24 protein-coding genes are annotated in these 24,120 nt (G+C 55.9%); 19 read left to right on the top strand and 5 right to left on the bottom strand.

Annotated features, from left to right (window positions below; all coding sequences use genetic code 11):
- The first annotated feature begins 465 nt into the window (after positions 1-465).
- The 15 genes from dnaA to JUF21_RS06965 all read left to right on the top strand — a co-directional run bounded on the left by dnaA (position 466) and on the right by JUF21_RS06965 (position 16,176).
- Complete coding sequence (dnaA, locus tag JUF21_RS07035) at positions 466-1,827, top strand: chromosomal replication initiator protein DnaA (protein WP_203624167.1); 1,362 nt, start codon at positions 466-468, stop codon at positions 1,825-1,827.
- Positions 1,828-1,997: 170 nt separating this feature from the next.
- A complete protein-coding gene (gene dnaN / locus JUF21_RS07030) occupies positions 1,998-3,137 on the top strand; it encodes a DNA polymerase III subunit beta (RefSeq protein ID WP_203624168.1) in 1,140 nt (379 codons plus the stop codon).
- Positions 3,138-3,220: 83 nt separating this feature from the next.
- Positions 3,221-4,603 carry a hypothetical protein gene (locus JUF21_RS07025; protein WP_203624169.1) on the top strand — a complete coding sequence of 461 codons (1,383 nt, stop codon included), beginning with the start codon at positions 3,221-3,223 and terminating at the stop codon, positions 4,601-4,603.
- A 216-nt stretch (positions 4,604-4,819) separates the two neighbouring features.
- On the top strand, positions 4,820-5,047 hold the full coding sequence (gene yaaA, locus JUF21_RS07020; RefSeq protein ID WP_203663699.1) for a S4 domain-containing protein YaaA: 228 nt from the start codon (positions 4,820-4,822) through the stop codon (positions 5,045-5,047).
- Positions 5,044-6,171: a DNA replication/repair protein RecF gene (gene recF / locus JUF21_RS07015; protein ID WP_203663685.1), complete on the top strand. Its 1,128-nt coding sequence runs from the start codon at positions 5,044-5,046 to the stop codon at positions 6,169-6,171. The genes yaaA and recF overlap by 4 nt, the downstream gene beginning before the upstream one ends.
- Before the next feature lie 12 nt (positions 6,172-6,183).
- Complete coding sequence (gene gyrB / locus JUF21_RS07010) at positions 6,184-8,157, top strand: DNA topoisomerase (ATP-hydrolyzing) subunit B (protein ID WP_203624172.1); 1,974 nt, start codon at positions 6,184-6,186, stop codon at positions 8,155-8,157.
- 316 nt (positions 8,158-8,473) lie between these two features.
- On the top strand, positions 8,474-11,146 hold the full coding sequence (gene gyrA, locus JUF21_RS07005; protein WP_203624173.1) for a DNA gyrase subunit A: 2,673 nt from the start codon (positions 8,474-8,476) through the stop codon (positions 11,144-11,146).
- A gap of 73 nt (positions 11,147-11,219) precedes the next feature.
- Positions 11,220-11,924: an MgtC/SapB family protein gene (locus JUF21_RS07000; protein WP_203624174.1), complete on the top strand. Its 705-nt coding sequence runs from the start codon at positions 11,220-11,222 to the stop codon at positions 11,922-11,924.
- Positions 11,925-12,289: 365 nt separating this feature from the next.
- Complete coding sequence (gene rpsF, locus JUF21_RS06995; RefSeq protein WP_054662810.1) at positions 12,290-12,586, top strand: 30S ribosomal protein S6; 297 nt, start codon at positions 12,290-12,292, stop codon at positions 12,584-12,586.
- 23 nt (positions 12,587-12,609) lie between these two features.
- The gene (gene ssb / locus JUF21_RS06990; RefSeq protein ID WP_203624175.1) at positions 12,610-13,188 is read left to right on the top strand and encodes a single-stranded DNA-binding protein; all 579 of its coding nucleotides are present in this window, start codon (positions 12,610-12,612) and stop codon (positions 13,186-13,188) included.
- A gap of 58 nt (positions 13,189-13,246) precedes the next feature.
- On the top strand, positions 13,247-13,483 hold the full coding sequence (rpsR, locus tag JUF21_RS06985) for a 30S ribosomal protein S18 (RefSeq protein WP_054662813.1): 237 nt from the start codon (positions 13,247-13,249) through the stop codon (positions 13,481-13,483).
- A gap of 213 nt (positions 13,484-13,696) precedes the next feature.
- Positions 13,697-14,230: a ClbS/DfsB family four-helix bundle protein gene (locus JUF21_RS06980; RefSeq protein WP_203663683.1), complete on the top strand. Its 534-nt coding sequence runs from the start codon at positions 13,697-13,699 to the stop codon at positions 14,228-14,230.
- 53 nt (positions 14,231-14,283) lie between these two features.
- A complete protein-coding gene (locus JUF21_RS06975) occupies positions 14,284-15,018 on the top strand; it encodes a hypothetical protein (protein WP_203624177.1) in 735 nt (244 codons plus the stop codon).
- Positions 15,019-15,245: 227 nt separating this feature from the next.
- Positions 15,246-15,560 carry a helix-turn-helix domain-containing protein gene (locus JUF21_RS06970; protein WP_203624178.1) on the top strand — a complete coding sequence of 105 codons (315 nt, stop codon included), beginning with the start codon at positions 15,246-15,248 and terminating at the stop codon, positions 15,558-15,560.
- 64 nt (positions 15,561-15,624) lie between these two features.
- On the top strand, positions 15,625-16,176 hold the full coding sequence (locus JUF21_RS06965; RefSeq protein WP_203624179.1) for an AAA family ATPase: 552 nt from the start codon (positions 15,625-15,627) through the stop codon (positions 16,174-16,176).
- A 97-nt stretch (positions 16,177-16,273) separates the two neighbouring features.
- Here the strand turns inward: JUF21_RS06965 and JUF21_RS06960 are convergent, their stop codons facing one another.
- From JUF21_RS06960 to JUF21_RS06950, 3 genes are all read right to left on the bottom strand, one after another.
- Positions 16,274-16,765, bottom strand: a complete 492-nt coding sequence (locus JUF21_RS06960) for a GNAT family N-acetyltransferase (protein WP_203624180.1) — start codon at positions 16,763-16,765, stop codon at positions 16,274-16,276.
- Positions 16,752-17,882 carry an Mbeg1-like protein gene (locus JUF21_RS06955; RefSeq protein ID WP_203663681.1) on the bottom strand — a complete coding sequence of 377 codons (1,131 nt, stop codon included), beginning with the start codon at positions 17,880-17,882 and terminating at the stop codon, positions 16,752-16,754. The genes JUF21_RS06960 and JUF21_RS06955 overlap by 14 nt, the downstream gene beginning before the upstream one ends.
- An 87-nt stretch (positions 17,883-17,969) precedes the next feature.
- A complete protein-coding gene (locus JUF21_RS06950; protein ID WP_203624182.1) occupies positions 17,970-18,146 on the bottom strand; it encodes a hypothetical protein in 177 nt (58 codons plus the stop codon).
- Positions 18,147-18,280: 134 nt separating this feature from the next.
- On the opposite strand from JUF21_RS06950, the gene JUF21_RS06945 reads away from it, so the two are divergent.
- A complete protein-coding gene (locus JUF21_RS06945) occupies positions 18,281-19,819 on the top strand; it encodes a multicopper oxidase family protein (protein ID WP_203624183.1) in 1,539 nt (512 codons plus the stop codon).
- 75 nt (positions 19,820-19,894) lie between these two features.
- Here the strand turns inward: JUF21_RS06945 and JUF21_RS06940 are convergent, their stop codons facing one another.
- Positions 19,895-20,356, bottom strand: coding sequence for a hypothetical protein (locus JUF21_RS06940; RefSeq protein ID WP_203663679.1), 462 nt, complete (start codon positions 20,354-20,356; stop codon positions 19,895-19,897).
- Between the two features lie 189 nt (positions 20,357-20,545).
- Between JUF21_RS06940 and JUF21_RS06935 the strand changes: the two genes are divergently transcribed.
- Positions 20,546-20,869: a cupin domain-containing protein gene (locus JUF21_RS06935; RefSeq protein WP_203624185.1), complete on the top strand. Its 324-nt coding sequence runs from the start codon at positions 20,546-20,548 to the stop codon at positions 20,867-20,869.
- A complete protein-coding gene (locus JUF21_RS06930) occupies positions 20,866-21,207 on the top strand; it encodes a cupin domain-containing protein (protein ID WP_203624186.1) in 342 nt (113 codons plus the stop codon). Before JUF21_RS06935 ends, JUF21_RS06930 begins: the two co-directional genes overlap by 4 nt.
- Positions 21,208-21,281: 74 nt before the next feature.
- Here JUF21_RS06930 and JUF21_RS06925 read toward each other — a convergent pair whose 3' ends face one another.
- The gene (locus tag JUF21_RS06925) at positions 21,282-21,938 is read right to left on the bottom strand and encodes a MarR family transcriptional regulator (RefSeq protein ID WP_203663677.1); all 657 of its coding nucleotides are present in this window, start codon (positions 21,936-21,938) and stop codon (positions 21,282-21,284) included.
- Positions 21,939-22,181: 243 nt separating this feature from the next.
- Here JUF21_RS06925 and JUF21_RS06920 point away from each other — a divergent pair, with 243 nt between their 5' ends.
- The gene (locus JUF21_RS06920) at positions 22,182-24,104 is read left to right on the top strand and encodes a heavy metal translocating P-type ATPase (RefSeq protein WP_203624188.1); all 1,923 of its coding nucleotides are present in this window, start codon (positions 22,182-22,184) and stop codon (positions 24,102-24,104) included.
- The last annotated feature ends 16 nt before the right edge of the window (positions 24,105-24,120 follow it).

Here is a 24,120-nt window from a genome sequence, read left to right as displayed (position 1 = left end):
AAAAAATCGCCGCGTGAATTGTCCACAAATTGGCCACTTTGCGCACAAAACTGTGGACAACCTGTCGGCCAATTTTGGCCCAAATGCGATTATCCCCAGGCTAATGACCGGCTTATCTGCAAAATCACAGCCTGTCGAGAAACTTATCCACAGGCGGTTCGCAACCTGTTTAAAACTTGTGAAACACGCACCACGTCAGGCCCCACGTTTCACATTTCCGTGTGCATAACTTGCTTAAACGCTGATTTTTCGCGGTTTATTCACGTGTTGGGGACAAGGTTTTCCCGGCGCTGGGGAAAATTGCTTTACGTGGACGGTCAACATGTGGAAAACTTCTGATTCTGTGGAAAACTCTCCAGGGCAATGCTAAACTGAAAAGTGCGATGTCGCGAATCGATCATCCCCGGGGTAATCAGTTGGCGGCTTGATTTCGACTACATTTTTTCGGTTGCGGAGGGGCAATACGTGCCAAATATCGATGAGTTATGGGCATATTTAGAAGAGAAATTCCGGGCAGAAATGACCCCGGTCAGCTTTAATACCTGGGTCGGGGCGGTCAAACCGCTGACTTTGACCCAAACGACGATCACCGTGGGAGTGCCGTCGCAGCTGCACAAAACCTACTGGGAACAGAACTTAGTGACGAAGGTCGTCGAATGGTGTTACGAGTTCGGCAACCTAGAGATTTCGCCGGTCGTCAAGATCATGGGCGATGACTCGAGCGCCTCGAGCACCCAAGCAGCCGGGGCGCAGCCTGCCCAAGCGCAGCCCAACGCACCGATCCCGACCTACAAGGAGACGTCTCACCTCAATAGTAAGTACACCTTCGAGACCTTCGTCACCGGCAAGGGTAACCAGATGGCCCACGCCGCGGCGCTGGTCGTTTCCGAAGAACCCGGTGTGCTCTACAACCCGCTATTTTTGTACGGCGGAGTGGGGCTGGGCAAGACTCACCTGATGCAGGCAATCGGCCACCAGCTGCTGGAGTATAACCCGCAGGCCAACGTGAAGTATGTAACCTCCGAGGCGTTTGCCAACGACTTCATCAACTCCATCCAGACCAAGAAGCAGGAGGAGTTCCGGCAGGAGTACCGCAATGTTGACCTGCTGCTCGTCGATGATATTCAGTTCTTCGGCGACAAGGAAGCCACCCAGGAAGAGTTCTTCCACACGTTCAACGCTTTATATGAAAACAAAAAGCAGATCGTTCTGACCTCCGACCGCCTGCCCAACGAGATTCCAAAGCTCCAGGAGCGGTTGGTTTCTCGCTTCAAGTGGGGCCTGTCCGTCGATGTGACGCCGCCGGATCTGGAAACCCGGATCGCCATTTTGCGCAACAAGGCGAATGCCGAACACCTCGTCATCCCCGATGATACATTGTCTTACATCGCCGGGCAGATCGATTCCAACGTCCGCGAGCTGGAAGGCGCGCTGGTGCGGGTTCAGGCTTACGCCACCATGGCGCACGAGGACATCACCACCAGCATGGCGGCCGAGGCGCTCAAGAGCTTGAAGCTGTCGGGCAAGGATTCCGAGCTGTCGATTGCCAAAATTCAGGATATCGTCGCCAAATATTACCAAGTCTCCGTTAGCGATCTGAAGGGCAAAAAGCGCGTCAAGCAAATCGTCATGCCGCGGCAAATCGCGATGTACCTGGCCCGCGAAATGACGGACAGCAGTCTGCCGAAAATCGGGCAGGAGTTTGGCGGCAAGGATCACACGACCGTCATTCACGCCCACGAGAAAATCGAGCAGGCCATCAACGATGATTCAACGCTGAAGGATCAGGTCATTGAATTAAAGAACCGGCTGCGCAACCGCGGTTAGGGCTTGTGGAAAACTCTCGGGAAGCACACCGACTTTTGCGCCGAGTTATCCACAGGTGGAAAACTTATCTGTTCGGGTTTCTCAGCATTTTCCCCAAGGTCCACAGCCTCTACTACTATTACTTAAAAAGCGTATTATATAGATAACGCTACGCTTGGGAGGACAGAAAAATGAAATTCACGATCACACGTGCCACGTTCATCAAATCGCTGAATGATGTGTCCAGGGCTATTACCAGCAAGACCACCATTCCAATTCTGACGAACCTGAAGATGGACTTGACTGACAATGCCTTAGTCCTGACCGGCAGTGATGCCGACATCTCCATCGAAAGTAAAATCGACGCCACTAGTGAGCAAAACGACTTGCAGATCGAAGACCCTGGCAGCATTACCGTGCCTGCGCGCTTTTTCACCGAAATCGTTAAGCGTCTGCCGGAAAAAACGATGACCGTGGACGTTCAGGACAACTACCAGACCGTCATCACCAGCGGCAAGTCTGAATTTAAGATCAACGGCTTGGACGCGAACAACTACCCACGCCTGCCGGAAGTATCCGGTGAAGACGCCTTGACCGTGCCGGCCGACGTGCTACGGCAGCTGATCGCCCAAACCGTCATCGCCGTGTCCACGCAGGAAAGCCGGCCCATTCTCACCGGCGTCCACATTCAAATTGAAAAAGGCAAGCTGATTGCCGTGGCGACTGATTCTCATCGCCTGGCGCAGCGCACCCTGGACCTGCCGAGCGCTGGGGATGCCAGCTACGACGTGATTATCCCAGGCAAGAGCCTGACCGAACTTGGCCGGACACTGACTGATGACATCGACAACGTGGAGATTCGTTTTGCGTCAAATCAGGTCCTGTTCATCGCCGGCAACACATTGTTCTATTCCCGGCTGCTGGAAGGCAACTACCCAGACACCAGCCGCCTAATCCCAACCACCAGCACCACGACCATCGAGTTCGATGCGCCAACCCTGCTGTCCGCTATCGGCCGGGCCAGTCTTTTGTCGCACGAAAGCTCCAACAACGTCGTGCGCCTGGACCTGAACACTGCCAAGCAAACCGCGACCATCTACGGCAACTCGCCTGACGTCGGGAATGTCGAAGAAGCGCTCCAGTTCCAGAAGCTGGAAGGCGACGACCTGGAGATTTCCTTCAATCCGGACTACATGAAGGATGCGCTGCAAGGCGTCGGTGCGACCTCGATTGTGCTGGCCTTCACCGCGCCGCTGCGCCCATTCACCCTGGTGCCGACTGAAGACAAAGAACACTTTGTCCAGCTGATCACGCCAGTGCGGACGTTCTAACTGAAATCACCTATTTGCCCCTGCAGCCGATCCTGCAGGGGCTTTTCGTTTGCGTAATCTACGGCTAGAAAGGGGGCCGCAAGATGCGCAAGTGGTGGTTTGCGTTGGCGGTAGTCGTCGGTTTGTGGTGGGGCGGGGGCCAGCGAGTGGAAGCGGCACTGCCGTATCAGGATCTGTTGTTTGAGAATGTAACTTGGTCGCCGGGACAAACTCAGAAAGGAATATTATTTGCACCACCTACTGAATTGTGGGTCAAGGTTGACACGACACTGCCGGTCTATTTTTTCGGAACGGACAATCTTCGCTACGGTACGACAGCTGGATATACAGTGCATGTTAAACGGACTGATAACGACGAGAATGATCCGTCAGTTAAGGATGAGATATCAGGACCAAGGCCTGATTCAGCAATTCTTATCGATGTTAAAACGCTTGGCATCCAGAAGTACGATATCAGTCTTAGCTTCAATGGTGCCATTCTACCAAATCTTACAATGAAACTGATCTTGCACGTCGTGTCTGCACTTCCGCCTAATTTAAAACTGAACGCAGATGACTCACAAATATTTGACTTTGTCCCACTCCAGTTATTTCCGGTTGATGAATATGGGCATAAGTATATTGTGCAAATGTATAACGCGAAGGAAGCAAATCGCGTGGAGCCTCAATACGTTCAGCCAATAGTGACGCAGTCTGGTCGTCAACCCTCGCTGGAAAACAAATCGGTAGCTGTTTATATCAATTACGACTCTGGACCAGGCGTCGCAGGCGGTGTAAGGAGGCAGATTGGAACCTATACAATCGTCCATAAACCTGGCCCAATTACTGTGAATCAACAGGGGTCAGCGAGAGTCAAATTGCCCGTGATTATTCCACCAACCGCGTCGACGTACGTTCAATTCAGGTGGTTGAACCCAGCTAATGAGGCCACAGTATTACCGATTGAAGCAGACGGGACTGTTCAGTTTCAGGATTTGAAACCATCCAGTTTCCCCATGAAATGGCAGATCCAATATAAAAATAGCCCGTTCGCTTCTGTCTCAGATAATGTCTTGCCTAGCAACTTATTCGAGTACGCAGGTGTTCAAGGAAAATTTATTACCTCACAGAATTTAGACTTACCTGCCATCCCACTCCCGCCGCTGTTCTCTGGCACTTATACCCTCTCTCAAATCGCCAATGGCCCGATCGCGGTCGCCCCTGCCTGGCAGCAGTTGGACATCAGCGCAACCGGCCCATGGACACTGCAAATGAGCATCAAGGCGCCGCCAGCTCTGCCGATGCGATTAAGGTTAGGCGTGCAAGACACGGGGACGGGTGAGGCACCAATCGCGATTACTGGCACAGACAGTCAAGCCTTGTCCCTGGCTGAAAGCCGGCTGATGATTCCGAAAATGCGGCTACTTTCACCTGGTGAATATGCGGCAGATATTACCTTTAACCTAATTCGAGGGCCGACGCCCTAAAAAGGTGGCCATTTTCGCCGTAAAACGCGAGAATGGCCATTTTTCGCGTTTTGACCGTTTTGGTCATATTTGTGACCCCTTGACCAGCGTTGATTAAATCCGCCGCAGAACCGCTTAAAACGCCAAATTGGATTGAAGCCAATGCATTATTACGGTATAATATATAGGTAGTAAATTCGCTTATTGCGATAATCCTAACGTCAAAGGAGTGGCAGCATGACGACTGTGACGATCACAACCGCCTTCATCACACTGGGGCAGCTTTTAAAAGATGCCGGTGTCGTGGATAGCGGCGGTGCGGCAAAGTATTTTCTGAAAGAAAATGCGGTGCTGGTCAATGACCAGCCTGAAGACCGGCGCGGGCGCAAGCTTGAAGCCGGCGATACCGTGATTTTGCCGGATCAAACCAGCTTCACCGTGGCGCGCGCGGTGGCGCGCGCGTGAAGCTCGAACACCTAACGCTGCATAATTATCGCAATTATGCGGATGTCGATACCGATTTTTCGCCGCAGATCAACGTGCTGATTGGCGAAAACGCGCAAGGCAAAACCAACTTGCTCGAGGCGGTGTACGTGTTGGCGTTAGCACGGAGCCACCGCACCAATAATGACCGCGAACTGATTCGCTTCGGCGAGGACTTTGCCCGCGTGAATGGGCGCATCGGTCGCAGTAGTGGGCCAATGCAGCTCGAGCTGGTGATCTCGACGCAGGGTAAGCGCGCGCGGGTCAACCAGATTGAGCAACCAAAGCTTTCTCAGTACCTTGGCAAGTTCAACGTCGTGCTGTTTGCGCCGGAAGACCTTGCCATCGTTAAAGGAAGTCCGGCCAATCGCCGCCGCTTCATCAATATGGAATTCGGGCAGATGAGTCCTAAGTACCTGTACAATCTCACCCAGTACCGCACCATGTTGAAGCAGCGCAACGCCTACCTCAAGCAGCTGAAGTATCACCAGGCCAAAGACCTGGTGTACCTATCCGTTTTGTCGGATCAGCTGGCGGCGTACGGCGCTGAGCTGACTGCCGCGCGCGAGCAGTTGCTGCACCAAATGGCGGACTTTGCCGAAGTGATTCATAGCGGCATCACCAAGGGCCAGGAGGAGCTGACGTTCGAGTACCGGACGCAGGTGCCGTCAAGTGCCCGGGGGGATGTTCAAACGGCGTACACGGCGCTTCAGGACCTTTACAGCGAGCACCAAAGTCGAGAGATCGACCAAGGCACTTCGCTGGTCGGCGCCCACCGCGATGACGTCGCGTTCATTGTGAACGGCAAGGACGTGGCCAATTTTGGCAGTCAGGGTCAGCAGCGCACCACCGCGCTGGCCGTGAAGCTCGCCGAAATCGACCTGATGAAGGCTCAAACCGGGGAGTACCCGGTGCTGCTGCTTGACGATGTGCTGTCCGAACTGGATGACACGCGCCAGACTCATTTACTTAAGGCCATCCAAAACAAGGTGCAGACTTTTCTCACTACCACTAGTCTGGATGGTATTGCCCAGGAAATAATTGAGACCCCGGCCGTGTACCACGTGCAAAATGGGGTCCTGACCGCAGACTCTGCGGAAGCGTAAGGAGGAGCATGAATGGCAGAAGATAAAGAAACCAAAGAAGAGCTCGTCAAGGAGAAAGAGGAAAAAGCGGCGGAGTATGATGCCAGCCAGATCCAAGTCCTTGAAGGCCTCGAAGCGGTCCGCAAGCGGCCAGGGATGTACATTGGCACGACCTCGAGTCAAGGCCTGCACCACCTGGTGTGGGAAATTATCGACAACGGGATCGACGAAGCCCTTGCCGGGTTTGCGAGCGAGATCGATGTCGTCGTTGAACCCGACAATTCCATCACCGTCACCGATGACGGCCGTGGCATTCCAGTCGACATTCAAAAGAAAACCGGTCGACCAGCGCTGGAGACCGTTTACACCATCCTGCACGCCGGCGGTAAGTTTGGCGGCGGCGGATACAAGGTGTCCGGCGGCCTGCACGGGGTTGGCGCGTCTGTCGTCAACGCCCTGTCGACCGAGCTGGACGTCGTGGTCACTCGCGGCGGCAAGCGCTACTACATCGACTTCACTCGCGGCAAAGTGAAGACTCCAATGAAAATTATTGGGGATGCGCCGGAGCACGAACACGGCACCAAGGTTCATTTTGTGCCGGATCCGGATATTTTCACCGAGACCACGACCTACGACGACAAAATTCTGGTGCAGCGGATTCGTGAGCTGGCCTTCCTGAACAAGGGCCTGCAGCTGAACTTTACCGACAAGCGCAAGGACACCGCCGAAAAGCTGTCGTTCAAGGCGGAAGGCGGCATTCGTGAGTACGTTGAATTCCTTGATAAGGGGAAGGACAACCTGCTGGAAGAGCCGATTTACGTCGAAGGCCAGTACAAGGGCATCACAGTTGAAGTCGCGCTGCAGTACGCGACCAACGGTTATGCCACCAACCTCCTGACCTTCGCCAACAACATTCACACCATCGAAGGCGGGACCCATGAAACTGGGTTCAAGGCTGCCCTGACGCGCGTGATCAATGACTACGCCCACAAGTCCGGCGCCTTGAAGGAAAATGACGAGCCGCTGTCTGGCGAAGACGTGCGTGAAGGCATGACAGCCGTGGTTTCCGTCAAGCACCCAGATCCGCAGTTTGAGGGCCAGACCAAGACCAAACTCGGCAATGCCGATGCGCGGACGGCCGTGGACCGCATGTTCTCCGAGCACTTCTCCAAGTTCTTGATGGAGCACCCGGCAGAAGGCAAGCAGCTGATCGACAAGGCAATGCTGGCCAACAAGGCCCGCGCCGCTGCCAAGCGCGCACGTGAAGTGACACGCAAAAAGTCAGGACTGGAAATTTCCAACCTGCCAGGCAAGCTGGCGGATAACTCCAGCAAGGACCCGGAAATCTCCGAGCTGTTCATCGTCGAAGGGGATTCCGCGGGCGGTTCCGCGAAGTCCGGCCGCAGTCGTCTGACTCAAGCCATCCTGCCCATTCGGGGGAAGATCCTGAACGTTGAAAAAGCCAGCATGGAGCGGATTTTGGCTAACGAAGAAATTCGAACCTTGTTTACCGCCATGGGCACCGGGTTTGGCGATGACTTCGACGTTTCCAAGGCGCGCTACCACAAGCTGATCATCATGACTGATGCCGATGTCGATGGCGCGCACATTCGCACGCTGCTTCTGACGCTGATTTATCGTTACATGCGGCCGCTGTTGGATGCCGGCTACGTCTACATCGCCCAGCCGCCGCTGTATCGGGTGCGCCAAGGCAAAATGATGAAGTACATCGACTCCGATGAAGAGTTGGAAGAAGTACTGGGACAGCTGCCACCATCACCAAAGCCAGAGATTCAGCGCTACAAAGGGCTTGGTGAAATGGATGCCAGCCAGCTCTGGGAAACTACCATGGATCCGGACAAGCGCCGGCTCCTGCGGGTCTCCCCAGAAGACGCCGAAAACGCCGATGGCATTTTCGAAATGCTGATGGGCGATTCGGTCGGCCCACGCCGCCAATTCATCGAAGACAACGCGGTTTACGTCGACAGCAAGAACATCGACGCTTAATCGGGGGGCCTTGTGACCTACGCCGGGAATGGCTGGAACGTAGCGGACACCGCTTCGAGCCTCGCAAGCGAGTCTCTCAGTCGGGTCTTCTGCTAGGCGGTAAACCGCCAAGCAGAATTTCGCTACTGAGCCATTCCCGGCTCCGGCCACAAGGCGGTATCACCGACGGTTGAGTGTGGCTCAAAGGTGTGCGTACTGCTCTATGAATGCGGCGTCCCGTTGAGTTCTATGAAGGTCGCCCCCGCTGTATCAGTAAATTTTTTAAGTAAAAAGAAGCATCACTAAACAGCACCACTGAGAGGAGCTAAGAATTCACATGGATGATCGTCAAGAAAGCCGGATCACCACCGTTAATCTGGCAAAAACCATGAAGACCTCATTCCTGGAGTACGCGATGAGTGTCATCGTGGCGCGGGCCTTGCCCGATGTCAGAGACGGCCTCAAGCCGGTCCAGCGCCGGATCTTGTACGGCATGAATGAACTCGGGGTCACCCCGGACAAGCCATACAAGAAGTCCGCGCGTATCGTTGGGGATGTCATGGGGAAATACCACCCGCATGGTGACTCATCGATTTACGAAGGCATGGTCCGCATGGCACAGGACTTTTCCTACCGCTACATGCTGGTCGACGGGCACGGGAACTTTGGCTCCGTCGACGGCGACGGCGCTGCCGCGATGCGGTACACCGAAGCCCGCATGAGTAAGATCACGATGGAAATGCTCCGCGACATCAACAAAGACACCATCGACTACCAGGACAACTACGATGGCACCGAAAAAGAGCCGACCGTGCTGCCGGCGCGCTTCCCGAACCTGCTGGTCAACGGCGCGACCGGGATCGCCGTGGGGATGACCACCAACATTCCGCCGCACAACCTGGCGGAAGTCATTTCCGCGCTGCACATCCTGATGGATAATCCGGATGCGACGACGGCGGACTTGATGTCTGCGCTGCCTGGGCCCGATTTTCCGACTGGCGGCCTGGTCATCGGCAAGTCTGGCATTCGTCGGGCTTACGAAACCGGCAAGGGCACGATCATCGTGCGCGCCAAGACGGAGATTCAAACCTCGAAAAACGGTAAGGAACGCATCATCGTCACCGAAATTCCGTACATGGTCAACAAGGCGAAAATGGTTGAACGCATCGCCGAGCTGGCTCGCGAAAAGAAGATCGATGGCATCACCGACCTGAACGATGAGTCCGACCGTGACGGGATGCGCATCGTCATCGATGTGCGCCGCGACATGAGTGCCTCGGTCGTGCTGAACAACCTGTTCAAGCTGACGCCGATGCAGACCGGTTTTTCCTTCAACATGGTCGCCATCGTCAATGGGGCCCCGAAGACCCTCAGCCTGAAAGAGATTCTGCAGTACTACCTGCAGCATCAGGAAGAGGTCATTCGCCGGCGGACCGAGTTCGATCTGAAAAAGGCTCAGGCGCGGGAGCACATCCTGGCCGGGTTGAAGATCGCGCTGGATCACATCGACGAGATCATCAGCATCATCCGCGGCAGTGAAACCGGGGATAAGGCTAAGGTCATCCTGATGGATAAGTTCGGCCTGTCTGATAAGCAAAGCCAGGCCATTCTCGACATGCGGCTGGTTCGCCTGACCGGACTGGAACGCGAGAAGGTCGAAAACGAGTACAAGGACGTGCTGGCTGCCATTGCTGACTACAAGGACATTTTGGCCAAGCCTGAGCGCATCCACCAGATCATTTACGACGAATTGCTCGACATCCAAAAGAAGTTCGGCGACAAGCGCCGCACTGAGCTTTTGGTCGGTGAAGACCTGACCATCGAAGACGAGGACCTCATCGAAGAGGAAAACGTCGTGATCACCCTTACGCACAACGGCTACATCAAGCGTCTCCCAAGCGATGAGTTCAAGGCGCAAAACCGCGGCGGCCGCGGGGTTCAAGGGACCGGCGTGCACGACGATGACTTTGTCGAGCACCTGGTGACGACCTCGACCCACGACATGCTGCTGTTCTTCACCAACACCGGTAAGGTTTACCGGATGAAGGGTTACGAGGTGCCTGAATACAGCCGTACGGCCAAGGGCATCCCGATCATCAACCTGCTGGGCATCGACAACAACGAAAAGATTCAGACGGTGTTGAACGTCAAACGCCATGACACAGACGCGGATGAGGACGCCGAGGCGGCCAGTGATGACTACCTGTTCTTCGTCACCCGCAACGGGGTCGTTAAGCGCACGCCAACGCGGGAGTTCTACAACATCCGCAAGAATGGCCTGATCGCCTTGAACATGAAAGACGGCGATGAGCTGAGCAACGTCATTTCGACCACCGGCGAAAACACTATCTTCATCGGCACGCACCTGGGCTATTCTGTGACCTTTAAGGAACAGGACGTCCGCAGCATGGGCCGTTCTGCCACTGGGGTGCGCGGTGTCCGTCTGCGCGACGGGGACTACGTGGTTGGCTCTGACATTCTCAAGCCGGATTCAGAAGTCTTCGTGATTTCCGAAAAAGGCTACGGGAAGCGGACTGCCGCCTCCGAGTACCCAATTAAAGGGCGCGGTGGTAAAGGCATCAAGACCGCCAACATCACGGAAAAGAACGGGCCGCTGGCCGGCGTCACCACTGTTGATGGCACTGAAGACATCATGGTGATCACCGATGCCGGGGTCATGATCCGCTTCAACATTGACACGGTTTCGCAAACTGGGCGTTCCACGCTTGGCGTGCGGCTGATCAAGGTCGACGATGGCGCCAAGGTCGCCACCATGGCAAAGCTGGCCCCAGAGCCAGATGAGCCGGAACCAACCGATAGCGCGGCAAGTGTTGACGGCAGTGCCGCAGCGACCGGTGACCAGCCTGCAGGCAGTGAAGTAGCAAGCGCCGGCTCCTACGCTGGGGATGCTGATTCACAGGTCAACGAGCTGCTGAAGCGCGCCGAGGACGATCAGAACAATCAATCTGACGGGGATAGCGATAGCGACAACAGTTCAGACGATCAATAATCGTCAGCTTAGATTCGGACCGGGCGGGGTACTTCACCTTCCCGGTCCTTTTTGAAAGAAGTGGGTAAAAACAATGCACTATTCTTTAAGTCTGATAGAGATCATTGGTCGGCTGCTGCTGGCCATGCTGATCTCCGGGGTGATTGGCTACGACCGCGAGCATAAGAACCGGCCAGCGGGCATTAAGACGCATGTGCTGGTCTGTGTAGGTGCCTGCATGATCGCGCTGATGCAAAAAGAGATCGGCTTTAACGCCTTGAACACCGCGCTGGCTGAGCCCAAACTCGCCGGTGTGCTGCGGGCCGACGACGCGCGTCTGATCGCCCAGGTCGTTTCCGGCATCGGGTTCTTGGGCGCGGGCACGATCATCGTGCAGCACCGCACTGTGCGCGGCCTGACCACCGCGGCGAGCCTGTGGGCCGTTGCCGCGATCGGCTTAGCGATTGGGATGGGCAACTACGACATCGCCATTCCCGGGTCCGTGCTGATCATCTTGGTGCTGGTCTTCGCCAAAAATCTGCTGCACGTCAATACGATGAAGCGACTGCTGGTCCAGTACCATCACCGCGTCGAAACCAAGGAGTTCATCCAGCAATACTTTGATGATCACCACATCAAGGTCACCGACGTCAACTTCCGTGTGACCCAGTCGGATACCGATTCTGTTTACACCAACATCTATGAGATCGAGCTTCCTCGCGGGATGAACTACGCGGACATCATCGAGGACATCTCGATGAACAAGAACATCATGCAGATCCAGACCGTGTCAATTTAATAAAAGGTTGGCATTCGGGCGCTTGGTTTGGTGAGCGTCGATGGGTAAAGAAGGGAGCTGGCCGGAGTCGAAATCGGCTCAGCAGTGAAGAAATTGTTGGCGACTTGTCGCCTACAATTTGCCCCGACTGAGAGACTCGCTTGCGAGGCTCGAAGCGGTGGCCACCACTCTAGCTTCGCGTCGCCAGCCGAATTTCGACGGAGGCCAGCTCCCTTTATGGGCCAGTGCAGGCACGCGCCCGAAATAGTTTGAGTAAACCCATTCGGTATGATACACTATTAGCTTGTGAGCATGTGCCCTTTTGGCACGCTTACTCCTTGCCCTAGGGAATAGGGCCAATAGTCCATAAGGAGGTGACATGTCAAATGGCTGAAACTAAGTATGAAGTGACCTACATCATTCGTCCAGATATCGACGAAGAGGCCAAGGCTCAATTAGTTGAACGTTTTGACAATATCTTGAAGGAAAATGGTGCCAGCATCATTGATTCCAAGGATTGGCAGAAGCGTAAGTTTGCCTATGAAATCAAGAATTTCACAGAAGGCACTTACCACATCGTTAACCTGACCGCTAACGATTCCAAGGCGATCGACGAATTCGACCGTCTTGCTAAGATCAGTAGCGAAATTCTTCGCCACATGATCGTTGTCCGCAACGACTAGTTATCGTTAAGGGGGAAACTTGAATGATCAATAATGTATCATTGACCGGGCGTTTAACGCGCGATGTCGACCTACGTTACACCCAAAGTGGGACCGCGGTCGGGTCATTCACCCTGGCTGTTGACCGGCAGTTCACCAATGCCCAAGGCCAGCGCGAGACGGACTTCATTAACTGCGTGATCTGGCGCAAGAGTGCTGAGAATTTCAGCAACTTTACGCGCAAGGGCTCACTGGTCGGCGTCGAGGGGCACATTCAAACGCGCACCTACGACAATGCTCAAGGCCAACGGGTCTACGTCACCGAAGTCGTCGTCGAGAACTTCGCGCTGCTGGAAAGCAAGGCGACCACGCAAGCGCGGCCGTCTGAACCGGCAACCGGCAACAACCAACCACAGGCTGGCGGCTTCGGCCAACAGCCTCAGTCAGGATTTGGTGGCGGGCAGCCTGCACAACAGGCCCCGCAAACACCAAACTTTGGCGCCCCTGCATCATCAGCTGCCAGTGCGAGCCCGCAAAAGCCGGCGCAACCTGACAACAGTGCCGATCCGTTTGCCAACAATGGCAAGACAATCGACATCTCGGATGATGATCTGCCGTTTTAATCCAATCAAGTTCGCTTAGGTGAGTTTGAATCAATCAATGAGTAAAGGAGTGACATCCATGGCACAACAGCGTCGTGGTGGCCGTCGTCGTCGTAAAGTCGACTTCATCGCCGCAAACCACATCGATTACATCGATTACAAAGACACCAATTTGTTGGAACGGTTCATCTCTGAACGGGGCAAGATCTTGCCTCGTCGGGTGACCGGTACCAGCGCCAAAAACCAGCGTAAGCTGACGATCGCGATCAAGCGGTCACGCATCATGGGTCTTCTGCCATTTGTCGTTGAAGACTAGTCCCACCAGCCCTCTGCAGAGATGCAAAGGGCTTTTTTTATCGGTTTGGTGATGCACAAAAGCCGGCTATGCATTCGCTTTCTGTTATATTTTCAAATATTTCTTTGTAAATTCTAATGACCGGTCTTGAAAATTTCCTCGTTTAGGCCCACCATAGAGAGTGGAGACAGTGTTGAATGCGTTTATCTCAAATCCCTCAGGAGGCGATTAAACTTGGCAGAGCCACATTCACGGCAGTCATTGATTTTGGCGACGTACGAGCGGCACGATAAGCTCGATCAGATTTTAAGCGGTATGTCAGATGAAGAATTGAACGGGACCTTCCCGTTCAAAGGCCGCGATCGTAACGTTCGCGACGTATTGGTCCAGCTGGCAGCTTGGCAGAAAATGTACCTGGATTGGAGCAAAGCAAACCTGGCTGGGACCGCAAAGCGGTTCATGCCGAAACCGTACAGTTGGAAGAATAGCGGCAAGCTGAGCCGCAAGATCTGGCAGGCCAACCAGAAGACCACGTTGGCAGAGGCCAAAAAAGCCTTCGAAAGTTTGTACAACGATCTGATGGACCAGTTCGAGCAAGGCAACAACGAGGAAATGTTCCTCAGGGGCTTTTACCCTTGGACCGGCAGCATGTCACTCGGCGAATTTGCGACGATGGTGGCATCCACGCACTGCGCTTGGGCGATCAAAGTCCTGACGCAGTACCTGAAGGCCACCCGGAAGTCGAAGCCGCTCGAGCAAGCAAAGTAATTTCAACGAAAGGCGACCACCCGGGCCGCTTTTTTTATCCCAAGGAGAAAATGATGAAACTGACGATCACAATGACTATGACAGACACCGAGACGCGGCTGGACCTGGGTGAAGGCCTGGGCACGATGCGATTAACGTCGAACCTAGAGCAGCCCGTCCCAGCCAATGATGTTCGCCTGGCAACGGCCACCCACGCGTTGATTGGCGCCGGTGACGTGCCCGCCAATGCGGACGGCGTCATTATCCTAGGCGTGCCGGACAGTGTTGACGGGGTCAAGGTCCAGCGCTTTTTTGAGCAGCTGATCGCCGAGGGCAGCGCCACAGCCACCGGGGAAGCATTGCAGAAGCTGCTGGAGACGCAGATGCGGGTCCTGGTTCGCCTGGGCATTCAACTCCAGGCTGCGACTCCTGCCAAGAAGCGACCCGCCAAGGCGCGTCACCGCTTCGACAAGACGCTGAAGGCCCATGCGTTCCACGTGAAACGCGGCGGCAGTGAGGCGACAGTGTACTGGACCGGGGCCAAGGAAATGACCATCGCACCAGGCGCCAAGCTCGTGCGCGAGCCGCTGCTGAATCGCGACGGGTCGCAGAGCTATGGCACCAAGTACGGGGACAAGCTGCGGGCAGACAACGCTGATAAAATCGCTGACTTTACGACGACTGCCCCGGTGACACTGCGCAGCGTGAACGAGGTCGGCCTCTTCCTGTATTACGGCGATACCAACGGCTGGCTGGAGCTAGTCGACGCAGATGGCAAGACGCTGGACGAGCTGACGCGCGTGGATTAGGTCACTGATGAAGAGACTATTCTTCATTAGCGTAAAAAAATATTCCTAAATTTAAGTTTTTTATTTTCGGATTAAAAGCGTAATTTTCAAAGCCGCCGCGGCTTTCATATTTTTATTTTCTCTGGAAACTGTTATTTTTATTTTGCGCGGCTTTTAAGCTCTTTAACTGGAACCGTTTTTCTTCTACCGTGTAGGCTAGTTAAGTGTGAATAGGAGCTGAGCGGCGATTGAAAAATATTAGTCGACTGGTGCGCGCGCAACGCAAAAAGCTCGGCTTGACGATCGAACAACTAGCGGAGAAGGCTGGCGTTTCGGTCAGTCTGCTGTCCCGAGTGGAACGCGGCGACGTGGATAACATCAGCATTAAAAAGTTAACGGAAATCGGTGAAGCCTTGGGGCTGCAACTGGCGGACTTTTTTGTGGGCGACCAGTTTGCGGACGTTAACACGCTGGCCCTGCTGAACTACCTCAAGACTTTGCCAGAGGCGAAGCGTCAGGAAGTGTCAGCGGCCCTGTTGGCCTTGTTGCAGTCTATGGATTAAAAAGGCGATAATGAAGTCGCGGTGCGCTTTGAGCATGCCGCGACTTTTTAGTGGGGGCGAGGCAATGAAAGTGATGCTGATTGGGGCACCAGGCAGTGGCAAATCGACGCTGGCGCGGCAACTGGCCCGCCAGACCGGCTGGCCACTGTTGGCGTTGGACCGGGTGTGGCACGCGATGGATTACTCCGCTGCGGCCAAGCAGCGATTCATTGCCGAGCAGACGCGATTCATGGCGACGCATCGCGACTGGTTGATCGATGGCAACTTCACCAGCACCGTCCCCTTGCGGCTGGCCCAAGCCTATCTGGTGGTGTGGCTGCGAGTCCCAAGCCTGGTGGCCCCGGTGCGACTGATGCGCCGCTCACTGGCTTTTCACCGCAACCCGGCGACGCGCCCAGACATGGCGCCAGGGTTTCAGGAACATTTGGACCGCGATTACCTGGATTTTTTAACTTACGCGCTGACTTTTCGCAAGGCGGTTGAACCACGCCTGGCCGCGCTGCTGGCGACTGCCCCAGCACAGACCGATATCCGCATCATTCAAAGTACCAGCGGCAAGTCGGCCCTCATCGGTGAGCTGACTGAGTTGTCCCGGCGCGGGCGTGAAGCCGACTAAAGGCGCAGGGCGTGGGCACTGATCGCTGCTGTTCCACGTGAAACACCCTGAGCAGGCAGACAAAAGCAGCGCTGAGCATCGGCTCGGCGCTGTTTGCTTACGCGCCCACGTACAGCGCGTACTGATATTCGTCCTGCCACTGCTCGGCGAGCCAAAACTCGCGGCGGTGGTGGGCTTCCTGGGTCATGCCCAGATGCTCGTAAAAGCCGATGGCGGCCGTGTTACTGGCAAGAACGCGGAAGCTGATTTTCCCGATGGCTTGTGTTGCTGCGGCCGTTTTGACCGCTTCGATCAGCGCCCGGCCAACCCCTTGGCCTTGAGCCTGCTTGCTGACGGCGAGACCGGCGACCCACTGGCGGCGCATGCTGGGGTAGGGGCCGGCGACGTGGCACGTGATGTAGCCGCAGACCTGACCGGCCTCATTGCAGGCGACCAGCGTCAGCGCGGCATGGTGCAACAGGTCAGTTTTAAACCCCTCGTACTCATCCGGCTGCATCATGTGCGGCGTTTTGGTTTCATCCATCTCGCCGGTTTCAATTTGCCAAACGGTGGCCATATCGGCTTCGGTGGCGGTTCTAATGTTGATCATTTGAAGAGTTCTCCTTTTCTTGCGGTGAATCCGTGCTGGTCCAGGGCCAATCGACCGCCGGCAGGTGCGGCTTGGGCAGGCTTGCGCGCAGGGCGATGATCAGCTGCCCAATCGCCAACTGCCACTGCTGGTGCGCCATAGGATCGCCGTGTCTGAGTCCTGAGAAAATAATTTTGGCGTTTTGCGGCCAGTTGCGCTTGAGCTCGGCAAAGCTTGTCGCATCGGTGCGCGTCACCAGCGCGTATGCAGCATCCAGGCAGGCCTGCTTAGTTTCATCAGACAGGCTGGCGGTCCAGTTCGCGATGGTGTCCTGCGCCAGCTGCGAGAGCAAGTCGGTTTTTGGCAGCGAGGCGAAGTCTTCCCCGGCAACTTCCCAGGAAAAAGGATCGTGCTGGCGGAAACCATGGGCGCGGCTTTGCACCACGGAAAAGCCGGAGTCGGGGTCAAAGAGCGTGCCAATCAGGCTGGTTTGCGGCACCAGCTTGTGGACGCGCGGCGCAAGCGCGGTCGGCACCGGCTTACCGATACCCGGCCCGTCGGCGTTGAACACGGCCTGCACCTGGTCCTGCAGCGCGCCGGGGGCTTCGGCAAAGGCGTAGGTCGCCAGCGTCCCACCCTTGGAATGCCCGCCTAGGAAATATGGCCCGGGATAGGTGGCGGCGATGCGCTGAAAATAGGCCAGCGCGGCCTTTTGGGAGGGAATGGCCTGCATGTAAGCCATGTTAAAGTCTTCCTTCCAGTCGACAAAGTCCGCTCGGGTGCCGCGAAAGGCGATAAACTGGCCGTGCGGTAGGGTGAGCGTCAGCGCTGAGAACTGCTTTTGCGCCTCGACGTCGAGCTGGGCGACCTGATCGTGCCAGGCAATCGTCTGATAGCGCGGCGCGTGGGTCATCAGCTTGAGTAGCGCGAGGTTCTCAGCCGGCCGCCAGGTGTGCTCGGTCAAGGCCTTCAGGTCGGCACTTTTGCGCAGCGCGTGGAGCGTGCCGCTGGTCACTGGTAATCGGGCAAAATCAAAGTAAGCCAGCTGCGACAATAGCACGCCGTCGATCGGCCCCAGCGGCACGGCGCTGAACGGTTCCTGCGCATAACTTCGCGCATAATCTAGCATGTTGGGCATCTGGCTCACCTCCTGTGCTTATTATGCCATACGTGTGAAGTAATTTTTGGCAAATGAAAAGGCCGAAGCCACGCCCGGCCTAAATACTTATTTCTTGCGGTACATCATGTAAAGCGACATGATTGAATCAGCCAGCATGATGATGGCCATGAGCCACATAGCGTGTTCCATGTTGACCATGTTCATGCTGATGTTGGTCCCGAAGACCATCCACACGAGGACCGCATTGGCGGCAAACATTAACCAAGTAAACAGCTTAGACATTTTACACCCCTCCAGATCTATCCACTATTTATAACGATTCTATTCTACACTGTTTTTGGCGTGGAAGCGTGTTAAAATGGAATCGGACTTAGGTGAGGCACAATTTCCTTGCCAGTAATGAAAGGGGAAATATTATGACACAGCATGTGTATGATGATTACTTTTTCGATGAACCGGCGTACAACACCCACGATGGCGGCTATGTGCCGCTGGAAGTCGCGGACGCGCCGGAGTCCCAGCTGGCAATTCCGCCGCTGCTGAAGCCCGACAAAGAGACTGACACCGACGCCTGGTATACCCTGGAAGCGCAAAAGGGCGAGACCCAGATCCTGCCTGGTGCCAAAACCAAGACCTGGGGCTACAACGCCCCACTGCTGGGCACGACGCTGGCCTTTGAAGTGGGCAAGCACATTCATGTCACCTTGAAAAACTCGCTCGATGAGTTGACCACGTTCCACTGGCACGGCCTGTCCGTGTCCGGCCCGTACGTTGACGGCGGCTGCCACGCGCCGGTTTATCCGGGCGAAAGCAAGGAAATCGACTTCACGCTGGATCAGCCGGCCGCGACGACCTGGCTGCACGCGCACCCGTGTCCGTCGACCGCTGAGCAAGTCTGGCATGGCCTGGCTGCGATGGTGCTGGTGCGCGATCAGCACGAGGCCAGCCTGCCGCTGCCGCGGACTTACGGCGTTGACGACATTCCGCTGGTCCTGCAAGACCGTCGCTTCCACGAAAATAATCAGTGGGACTACCACGCCGATTACGATCCGGATGGCGTTCAGGGCCCAACGGCGATGATCAACGGCACCGTCAACCCGGTCTTCGATGTCACCACACAAAAGCTGCGCCTGCGCATCCTTGATGGGGCCAACCGGCGCGAATGGCGGTTGCATTTTTCCGATGATCTGCAATTCACCCAGATCGCCAGCGACTCCAGCTTGCTCCCGGAGCCGGTGCAGCTGACCCACCTGATGCTGACCTGCGCCGAGCGGGCAGAGATCATTGTCGACTTTAAGAACTATAAGGAAGGCGACACGGTCACCCTGTTCTCCGACGATGTACCGATCGTGAAGTTCCGCGTTCACGCCTTTAAGCCAGATAACAGCGTGCTGCCGGATCACCTGATCGACATTCACGCGCCTGAAGTGCTGCCAACCACGCCGGTTCGCAAGATCGTCATGTCGGGGATGGATGAGCAGGTTGCCATCGACGGCAAGAAGTTCAACATGCAGCGCATCGATGCCACTCAGCCAATTGGTCTGGCGCAGTACTGGGATGTCACCAACACCAACTCGATGAACGGCGGCATGGTTCACCCGTTCCACGTGCATGGCACGCAGTTCCTGGTCATTTCGCGCAATGGCGGCGCGCCTTACCCGAATGAGCACGGCTACAAGGATACCGTCGGCGTCAACCCAGGCGAGACCGTTCGCCTGCTTGTGCGGTTCGATCTGCCAGGCGTCTACATGTATCACTGCCACATCATCGAGCACGAAGACGGCGGCATGATGGCGCAAATTCAGACCTATGATCCAAACAAGCCGATGCCAAAGTACAAACTCATGGATATGGAGACCTTAACGCAGGCCTTCGCCAAGGAGCGCGGCGTCGATCCGGACACCATGTGGATGGCCGGCATGGATTCATACAAGAAAATGGGCATGAAGATGTAGTCTGATCTTTTCCCGGGAAATAGCGAAGTGGTTCAACTCACACGCATTTTGCGTGGTGCTGGACCACTTTTTCTATCACCCGGGAAATACGCGATGCAACAACGCGGTGGCTACGGGCCGCACGACCAGGCCGCGAATGATGTAGGCCAAGGCGAAGGAGCGCACCCAAGTGAAAAGCAGGGCTGATACAGGGAGGCCTGGCAGCACGCCGGCAGTCACCAGGCCCCAGGTCGACATGCTCAGGCACATGATGAGAATAGTTGCCCACTGGTGAATTTGTTGCGCCCAGTCGGGATCAAGGCTCTGCTGCTGGGTGGTGGCGAATACGCTGATCAGCAGGTTGGTAACCGGCGCGGCAACTGCCAGATTCCACGCGAAGGCGACTAAGATGGTGGGCGCCCAGCCGCTGAGAAATGTGGTCAAGGCGGCTGCAGTAAAGCCCAGCTGGAAAAGGATGTTGAGGCCGCTCATGAGCGACCCCATGCCCAGACACATTTCAGCGGTGAAGAACAACTGTTGCTTAGTGTAGGTATACATGTCGATAGCCTCCCTTCCAGCCCGGTGAGTGGCTGCTGGCCAGTCTTGTGGTTTGTGTATGACTGGGCATCTGGTCGGGCAACTGATTCGCCTTGGTGCTGGGGTGGCCACTAGTCCAGGCCTTCTCACGGTATCAATTTTAGAGCGTGCTGGGTTATGATTAATGTAATGAATAGTGGAGGTAACACGATGGCAGAAACTAAGCTTGACCTGACGACCTTGGTCCCGTATCGCAACCACCAAATTGCCAGTCGCTCACTGTCGCGCCGCCTGGGCATCACCTTGCCGCTAGCCGTTTACGCGATGGCGGCAGGCGAAACAATCAGCACCGAAACCGCCAGTCGGACACGCCTTTTGCAGTGCCTGGAGGGGGAGCTGACCGTCATTTTTACGGATCACCGGACCACTGTCGAACCCGGGACAATGCTGGTAGTCCCAGCTGGCACAGCTCATGCGTTGAGCGCTGAGCAGCCGTGTAAGTTTATGCAGATTGAAAGCGAGGTTCGTCAATGACATATATCGATAAAATTCCGCAGGCCACTGTCGTCGATCTCAAGCAGTTGATCGATTTAGCCGATGATGAAGTCACCAGTCGTACGCTGGTCCAGCGGCCCGATTTGACGTTGACCCTGTTTGCGGTGGGCACCGGCGAAGAAATCGGTGGCCACGAAGCCGCTGGCGATGCCATGGTGAATGTCTTAAGCGGTGTGGCGGAGATCACCATTGCCGATCAGACATACACGGTGGCGGCTGGTCAGACCATTGTGATCCCCGCCGGGCAGCGCCACTCTCTGTATGCCAAGGAGGGGTTTCAAATGCTGCTGACCGTTGTGAAACCGGCCCGGTCTTGAGTGAACCGCTTTGCCGTGACCAAAAGGGCGCTACTCCACGTGAGAGTAGCGCCCCTTTTTGTACGCTGGTACGTTTAGTTGTCGGCCTGATCGTCAGGGTGCAAGCCAGGCCCACCGCCTTGAGGACCGTGAGGACGGCCGCCAAACTCAGGCCGGCCATCATGGCCGCCAAAGCCGCGGCGGAGACCGCCGCCCCATTCCTGCCGGTAGCCGTGATGGCCGTGGTGGCGGCGCGGCCCAAACTGGCCGAGCTTTTCAAAGTAGGCGTCAACGGCCTCGTCCTGGTCGCCATTTTCCAAGCTGCCGATAAGCTTTAACATCAAGCCGGTCAGCTGCGCCTGTTCTTCCGCGGTCAGGCCGGCAAACATTTTATCTGCCAGCTGGTCCTTGTCGTCGCGGGCACTTTCAATAAAAGTTTTGCCATCATCGGTGAGTGAAATCAGCTGCACGCGGCCGTCTTCATCAGAGGGGGTGCGGGAGACCAGGCCGGCGTCCTCGAGCTTTGCCACCATGGCGCTGGCGGAGCTGGGCCGGATGTCGAGCGCCTCAACGATGTCGGCGTTGGTCAGGCGGTCGTGCTGCGCAATCAGCCGCAGCACGCGCATCTGGCCTCGCGGGGCGGCTCCTTCGCGGTGGTCAGAATGCAGCGTCCACATCGCGCTTTGCGCAAAGCCGCGCTGCGTGAACAGGCGACCAAAGAGTCTGAGCAATTGTTGGGTATCTTGGGTCATGAGCGATTACCTCCAAGGATTTTATTTAGCTAGTCACACATATAGACTAACTAACGAAAAGAGTTTAATCCCTTAGTTAGTTTTTGTCAACAAAAGCTAACTAAAAAAGATTTTCGGCTTTTTTTCCGCGAACTTGATGCCGGTCAAGTCGGATTTTTCCGTTCGGCCTTAAGCTGAACTTGTCAATCAGGAAAGGTCATTCGGCAGGCGTCGAAAAGGCCGCCTACAAGGAGAGTGGAAAATATGAAATTTCAACTATGGATCGAAAAACACACGACGCAGCTGACCGCCGTTTCGGCAATCCTCATCGTGCTGGGGTACGCAGGCAAATACCTGCTGAATGCACCGCTGGTTTACACGATCACCCTGGCGACAGCGTCGATCGTCGCCGGCGTTCCGATTTTCCTGCATGCCTACCAGGCGTTGCGCGTGAAGGTCATCAGCATTGAACTGCTGGTCACCATCGCGGTGATCGGGGCGTTCATCATCGGTGAGTACAACGAAAGCGCGATTGTCACGTTCCTCTTCCTGTTCGGGAACTTCCTGGAACAGAAAACCCTCGCCAAGACGCGCCAGTCGATTAAGAGTCTGACCGAAATGGCGCCGACCAGCGCGGAACTGATCCACGATGACGGGACGATCGAAGAGGTCGACGTTGATGACCTCGATGTCGGCGACGTGGTCCAAGTCAAAACCGGTGGCTCGATCCCAGTCGACGGGGAAATCGTCGACGGGCAAGGGTACGCCGATGAAGCTGCCGTGACCGGCGAGTCGCGCGCCGTCACCAAGAACGCTGGGGACAAAGTATTCTCTGGCACGCTGCTCAGCGACGGGTACGTGAAGATCAAGGCGACCAAGGTCGGGGACGACACGACGTTTGCCAAGATCATCGAATTGGTCGAAGACGCGCAAGACACCAAGTCCCACGCCGAGAAGTTCATCGACCGCTTCGCCAAGTATTACACCCCCGCGGTGCTGGTCATCGCGCTGATAGTCGGCCTGGTCTCTCGCGACTTCAAGCTTGCCATCACGGTCCTGGTGCTTGGGTGCCCTGGGGCTTTGGTCATCGGCGCGCCGGTTTCCAACGTTGCCGGCATCGGCAATGGCGCCAAGCGCGGCATTCTCGTCAAGGGCGGGTCTGCAATGGATACCTTCTCGAAAGTCGACACGTTTGTTTTTGATAAAACCGGCACGCTGACGACGGGCAAAACCGCGCTGGCCGACAGCAAAGTTTACGGTCCAGACGCCAATCAGGCGCTGCAGCTGACCGCCGCCGTCGAGGCGCTTTCCGACCACCCGCTGGGCCGTGCGCTGACCCAGGCCGCAGATGATGCGCACCTGGATTACAAGGCTTTGGCGATCGAAAACAGCAGCACCATCAAGGGCCAAGGCATTACGGCTACCGTCGCGGGTCACACCGTATGCGCCGGCAACCGCAAGCTGCTTGAGGCGCATGACGTCCAGCTCTCTGCCGAACAGGCCGAGACGCTGAGCCAGTTCCAGGCGACCGGCAGTTCGATCGTCATTGTGGCCATCGATGCGAAGGTCGCGGCAATTTACGCCATCGCGGACACCATTCGCGAGGGTCTCAAGGACGAGTTAGCCGAGCTGAAAAAGGCCGGGGCCAAGCACCTGGTCATGCTGACCGGTGATAACACGCAAACCGCCAATTACGTCGCGAACCAGCTGGGGATCGATGAGGTCCACGCCGACTTGCTGCCCCAGGACAAAGTCACTTATGTGAAGCAGTTTGAAGACGAAGGCCGCACCGTCGCCTTCGTTGGGGATGGCATCAACGACAGTCCGTCGCTGGCGACCGCTGACATCGGCATCGCAATGGGCTCAGGCACCGACGTTGCGATTGAAACCTCTGACATTGTCTTGATGCAGTCCAGCTTTGCGGCTTTGGACCACGCTTACAAGCTGGCCAAGAAGACGGTGCTGAACACCCGTGAGAATATCTTCATCTCCATCGCTGTGGTCGCCTTCCTGCTGCTGGGCCTGATCGCCGGCTTCATCTACATGGCTAGCGGCATGTTCGTTCACGAAGCCTCTATCCTGGTCGTCATTTTCAACGCGATGCGCCTGATCAACTACGGCAAGCATGACGACAAAAAAATCTCAGAAAATGTCGCGAACTTGACCGCGGTCAATTCCGCCAAGTGAGCAACTCGATAGAATG

It is taken from the genome of Lacticaseibacillus sp. 53-4 (assembly GCF_016861805.1).
In the GTDB taxonomy this organism is placed as follows: Bacteria; Bacillota; Bacilli; order Lactobacillales; family Lactobacillaceae; genus Lacticaseibacillus.
Note: the sequence above shows the minus strand (reverse complement) of the source record. Positions and strands in the feature narration are given on the sequence as shown.